Origin of the sequence: Mesorhizobium sp. M0496 (assembly GCF_040321205.1) — a bacterium.
Lineage (GTDB): Bacteria > Pseudomonadota > Alphaproteobacteria > Rhizobiales > Rhizobiaceae > Mesorhizobium.
In genome coordinates, this window is sequence record NZ_JAMYRC010000091.1 from 1 (window position 1) to 4134 (window position 4134).

At 60.3% G+C, this 4134-nt stretch carries 3 protein-coding genes and 2 pseudogenes; 4 read left to right on the forward strand and 1 reads right to left on the reverse strand.

All coding sequences use genetic code 11. The annotated features are described in order from the left end of the window. A pseudogene (locus tag NKI73_RS33320) lies at positions 1-78 on the forward strand (HlyD family efflux transporter periplasmic adaptor subunit); the annotation flags it as partial. Between the two features lie 716 nt (positions 79-794). Further along, positions 795-1586, forward strand: coding sequence for a calcium-binding protein (locus NKI73_RS33325; protein WP_352636275.1), 792 nt, complete (start codon positions 795-797; stop codon positions 1584-1586). On the opposite strand, the gene NKI73_RS33330 is transcribed toward NKI73_RS33325, so the two are convergent. Continuing rightward, positions 1551-1979, reverse strand: coding sequence for a hypothetical protein (locus NKI73_RS33330; RefSeq protein ID WP_352636277.1), 429 nt, complete (start codon positions 1977-1979; stop codon positions 1551-1553). The two genes, NKI73_RS33325 and NKI73_RS33330, sit on opposite strands and share 36 nt — an antisense overlap. Before the next feature lie 3 nt (positions 1980-1982). Here NKI73_RS33330 and NKI73_RS33335 point away from each other — a divergent pair, with 3 nt between their 5' ends. Together NKI73_RS33335 and NKI73_RS33340 are read left to right on the forward strand one after the other, a co-directional pair. After that, positions 1983-3758 (forward strand): type I secretion system permease/ATPase, encoded by a 1776-nt coding sequence (locus tag NKI73_RS33335; protein ID WP_352636279.1) that lies wholly within the window; start codon positions 1983-1985, stop codon positions 3756-3758. Further along, a pseudogene (locus NKI73_RS33340) lies at positions 3700-4134 on the forward strand (hypothetical protein); the annotation flags it as partial. The gene NKI73_RS33335 and the pseudogene NKI73_RS33340, both read left to right, overlap by 59 nt.

The window sequence follows — 4134 nt, forward strand, 5'->3', positions numbered from 1 at the left end:
ACGGGCGAGCGTACGGCGCTTTCCTATTTTGTGAAGCCGCTGTCGGACCAAATCAGTCGGGCATTCCACGAGGAATGAAAGTAATTCTGTTAGCTTGGCGTAGGCCGCGTCGCGTAGAGCCCGTGCGGCCGACGTGCGGAAGCTGTCGTTCCGAGATCCTTGAACTCTCGGCTCGCGCGAACGCGCTCCCTAATGTTCCATTTCTCGCAATGGGCAGTGCTGGCGAGATACTCGGCAACACAGCCCCATGCCTGTTCTTCCGAGGCCGGCTTGACGGTGAGCGAATGCGTAACGCAGCTGTGAGGACCCGTCAGTTGTCGTTTCAGCTCGGCTTCGGTCAACTTCGACAGCCTGTCGGCGAAAGGCGCTATCACGAGACCATTGGCGGCAAATTGCCCTCCCCTTGTTGCGCGGTAGCAGCATGCGTGTCGGGGAAGGAACCGTCTCCGGCCCCCATTCATCGCTGAGCCGCGCCGTACCCGCCGCCACCGGAACTTGTCCACTTCCAGCGCTTACGGTGCGGGTATGCCGGCGTCGAGCAAACAGAGAGAGGTTTTGGCCCAACCAGGGCGGCCGGTTACCAAGTTTTACTCGTCCGTTTGAGTGTGAATGTTCGGGTCGATCGTCTGGGCGCGTCCCCGCCGCCTGCGAGCCCGCTACTGCTCAGCGGAAGGGCGAAGTGAACGTGAATGCATCCATTTCGTAAATGTGTGTCCATCCAAGCAATCGATTTCTCCAATTGTCCGATGACGAATATGAACGCCTCAGGCAGGGGCATCATTAGGAGATTTTCGATGTCAAGGATTATCGAAGGTGGCCGGCGTCCCGAACCACTCATCGGCACCGAGCTTGGAGATTGGATGGAGGGTTCACAGTACAATGACTGGATTGACGGTCGTGGCGGCGACGACAAGATCTTGGGTGGCAACGGCAATGACCGAGCCAATGGCGGCGAGGGTAACGACGACATCTTCGGCGGAGATGGCTCGGACCGTCTCTCCGGCGACAACAGCCGCGTCCACCCGCGCATCTCCGGTGAGGACAATGACAGGCTCAACGGCGGTCCCGGCGAAGATGACCTCTACGTGGGTGACGGCCAGGACACGTTGACCGGGGGCACCGACAGTGACACGTTCGTGTTCCAGTTCCACAATCCGGTGCCTGGGGTTGTCGGGTCGAAGTCGGACATTACCACTATCACCGATTTCAACCCGGCGGAGGATACGTTCGCCTTTGATGCGGTGGGGCTCTACAACGACGGTTTTGGCGCGAACTTCGTCAACAACGCCAGCCTACAGTCCGGCTCCCCGGTGAGCAGCTTCTACAGCGGTGCGGCGTCGGGTGCGAACGGCGAACACGTCGTGGTGATCACTGGCGAATCTTTCAACTCTCCTAATGAGGCGGCGCGTGCGATCTCCGGCGAGCACGCCGGTGACATCATTGTCTACCAAAGCAGCTACACCGACAGAGTCGCAACTCTGGCCTATGTCACCGCCGAGGGCAGCGCGCACGAGTTCGCCCACCTGGGCGGTGTGGTCACCGTGGCCGACCTAGGCCTGACCGCGTCGGACTTTACCTTCGTTTGATCCAGAAAACCGATACGGAACAGCGCCCCGCCCCTTGGGCGGGCGCTTTCCGTTTCCGCTACTTGCCATGGGCCGGGGCGACCGAGGGGCGCCCGGGAGCAGTCGCAGCGTGGATAGCTTGACGAAGCCCTGCGCGTCGCGCTGGTCGTGCACCGAAATCTCCTGAAGGTGTGGAGGCGGAAGCCTGTCCGGGCCCTTGCGGCCGGCCACGATGACGTTGCCCTTCCAAACCTTCAGCCGGACGGTGTTGTTGACCCGCTCCATTAAATGCCGGGACCAAACATATTCGGCGGGAGCACTGATCCTGAACCAGCGAGCGGATGCAGTCGGTCGCCGGTCGGGGAGCAATATGGGGCTGAGTCGCCAGCCTCCGGAACTTACGTGAGTAACCATTCCTTGAAGGATTCAGCTTTGAGACCTTTCCCTCTGACTTCCGCTATTTGGGGCGTTGTGTTGATCAGCGGCGCGGTCAACGTGCTTGCGCTGATCTCGCCGCTGTTCATGCTTCAGGTCTATGACCGCGTTCTGGCAAGTGGCAGCGTATCGACGCTGGTGGGGCTCGTCGTGCTTGCTGCGGGGCTTTATGCGTTCCAATGCCTGCTCGACATTTTGCGCGCCCGCGTGCTGCTGCGGATTGGCGAGCGTTTCGATGGAGAGTTTTCCGGACGCGTTCACGATGCGATCGTTCGCCTTCCGCTTTCAACGCGCATGCCGGGCGACGGCTTGCAGCCGCTTCGCGATCTCGACAATGTTCGCGGCTTCTTGGGTGGAAACGGTCCGACAGCGTTCTTCGATCTGCCATGGATGCTGCTTTATCTTGGCATTTGCTTCCTCCTTCATTTCTGGATCGGCATGACGGCACTTATCGGGGCGGTCGGCCTCACATCTCTGACACTCCTTGCCAACACTCTCTCGCAACGGCCGATAAGCGATACCGTTGCCCACAACATGGCACGCAATGGTCTGCTGCAAGCAGCGCGTTGCAATGCCGAGGTCGTGCAAGCTCTCGGTCTTGGAAAGCGGATCGCTGCCCGATGGCAAAAGGCCAATGCCAAGTGTCTGGCCGCCAACCGGAAAGCTGGGGACGTGGCAGGTGGGCTGGGTGCCATTTCAAAATCGCTGCGCGTGCTGCTGCAATCGGCCATTCTTGCCGTCGGCGCGTACCTTGTCATCAGACAGGAGGCTACGGCCGGGGTTATGATTGCCAGTTCGATCATGATGGGGCGTGCGCTGGCTCCGGTCGATCTGGCCATTTCAAGCTGGAAACCTTTCCTCATGGCGCGCCAGGGTTGGGCGCGGCTGGAGGACCTCTTGGAAAAGGTTCCTGAATCCGCTCCTGTTATGCCAATGCCTGCACCTGAACGCGAACTGCGCCTCGAAGGCGTGACAATCGTTCCGCCCGGCGAAAGGAAGCCGACCGTGACCGGCCTTGCGTTTGCCATTCAGGCGGGAAGCGCACTCGGGATCATCGGTGCATCGGGCTCGGGCAAGTCGACACTCTCGCGCGCCATCGTCGGCGCATGGGCGCCGGTCGCCGGAAAGGTTCGCATCGACAGCGCAAGCCTCGATCAATGGGACCGGGAAGCACTAGGCCGTCATATCGGCTATCTGCCGCAAGGTGTTGAACTGTTCGACGGCACCATTGCCGAAAACATTGCTCGTTTTGAAGATAATCCTGACCCTGAGGCTATTGTCGCCGCGGCGAAAGCAGCGGGCACGCACGAACTGATCCTCCGATTTGAGCACGGCTACGAAACTCCGATCGGTGAGGCCGGATCGGCACTTTCCGCCGGGCAGCGCCAGCGTATCGGTCTTGCCCGTGCTCTTTATCGAGACCCTTTCCTTGTTGTGCTGGATGAACCCAATGCCAATCTCGATGCGGAAGGCGAGGCTGCGGTCGTTAAGGCGATCGCCTCCGTGCGCGAGCGCAAGGGCATTGCGGTTGTCGTCGCCCATCGGCCGAGCGCCATCCGCGCCGTGGATTTGGTGTTGGTGATGGAAGGTGGACGGCAGCGAGCATTCGGTGCGCGTGATGAAGCACTTTCCAAAGTCCTGAAGGGGACAGCGATGGCACGAGGCGCTGGCGTCAAGGCCATCGAATCTACACAGGATCATGTGGGAGAGCGCGCTGACATGGGGGATCCCGGTGTCCGGCATTCATCAGAACAATGACGTTTCCAGCTCCATTCGCCGGCACCTGGTGGCGGGCCTTCTGACCGAGCGTGATCTTTGTGGGAGGAGCCGGAGCCTGGGCGGCCTTCACGAATCTCTCCGGTGCGGTTGTCGCGTCCGGACACTTTGTCGTCGATTCCTATGTCAAGAAGGTGCAGCACCCGACCGGCGGGGTGGTGGGAGAAATCCTGGTGCGCGAAGACGATAAAGTAAAAGCCGGCGACATCCTCATGCGGCTCGATGCCACCCAGGACGCGCGCCAATCTCGCCATAGTCACCAAGCGGCTCGATGAGATCGAAGGATTCGAGGCGCAGGAAATTGCCTGTGAAAAAAGGATCGAGGTTCTCCTAAAGGAAATTGCTGTTCTGAGTGGGC

Coding starts and splice junctions, on each gene's coding strand:
- NKI73_RS33325 (WP_352636275.1), top strand. CDS start 795: ATGTCAAGGATTATCGAAGGTGGCCGGCGTCCCGAACCACTCATCGGC.
- NKI73_RS33330 (WP_352636277.1), bottom strand. CDS start 1,979: ATGGTTACTCACGTAAGTTCCGGAGGCTGGCGACTCAGCCCCATATTG.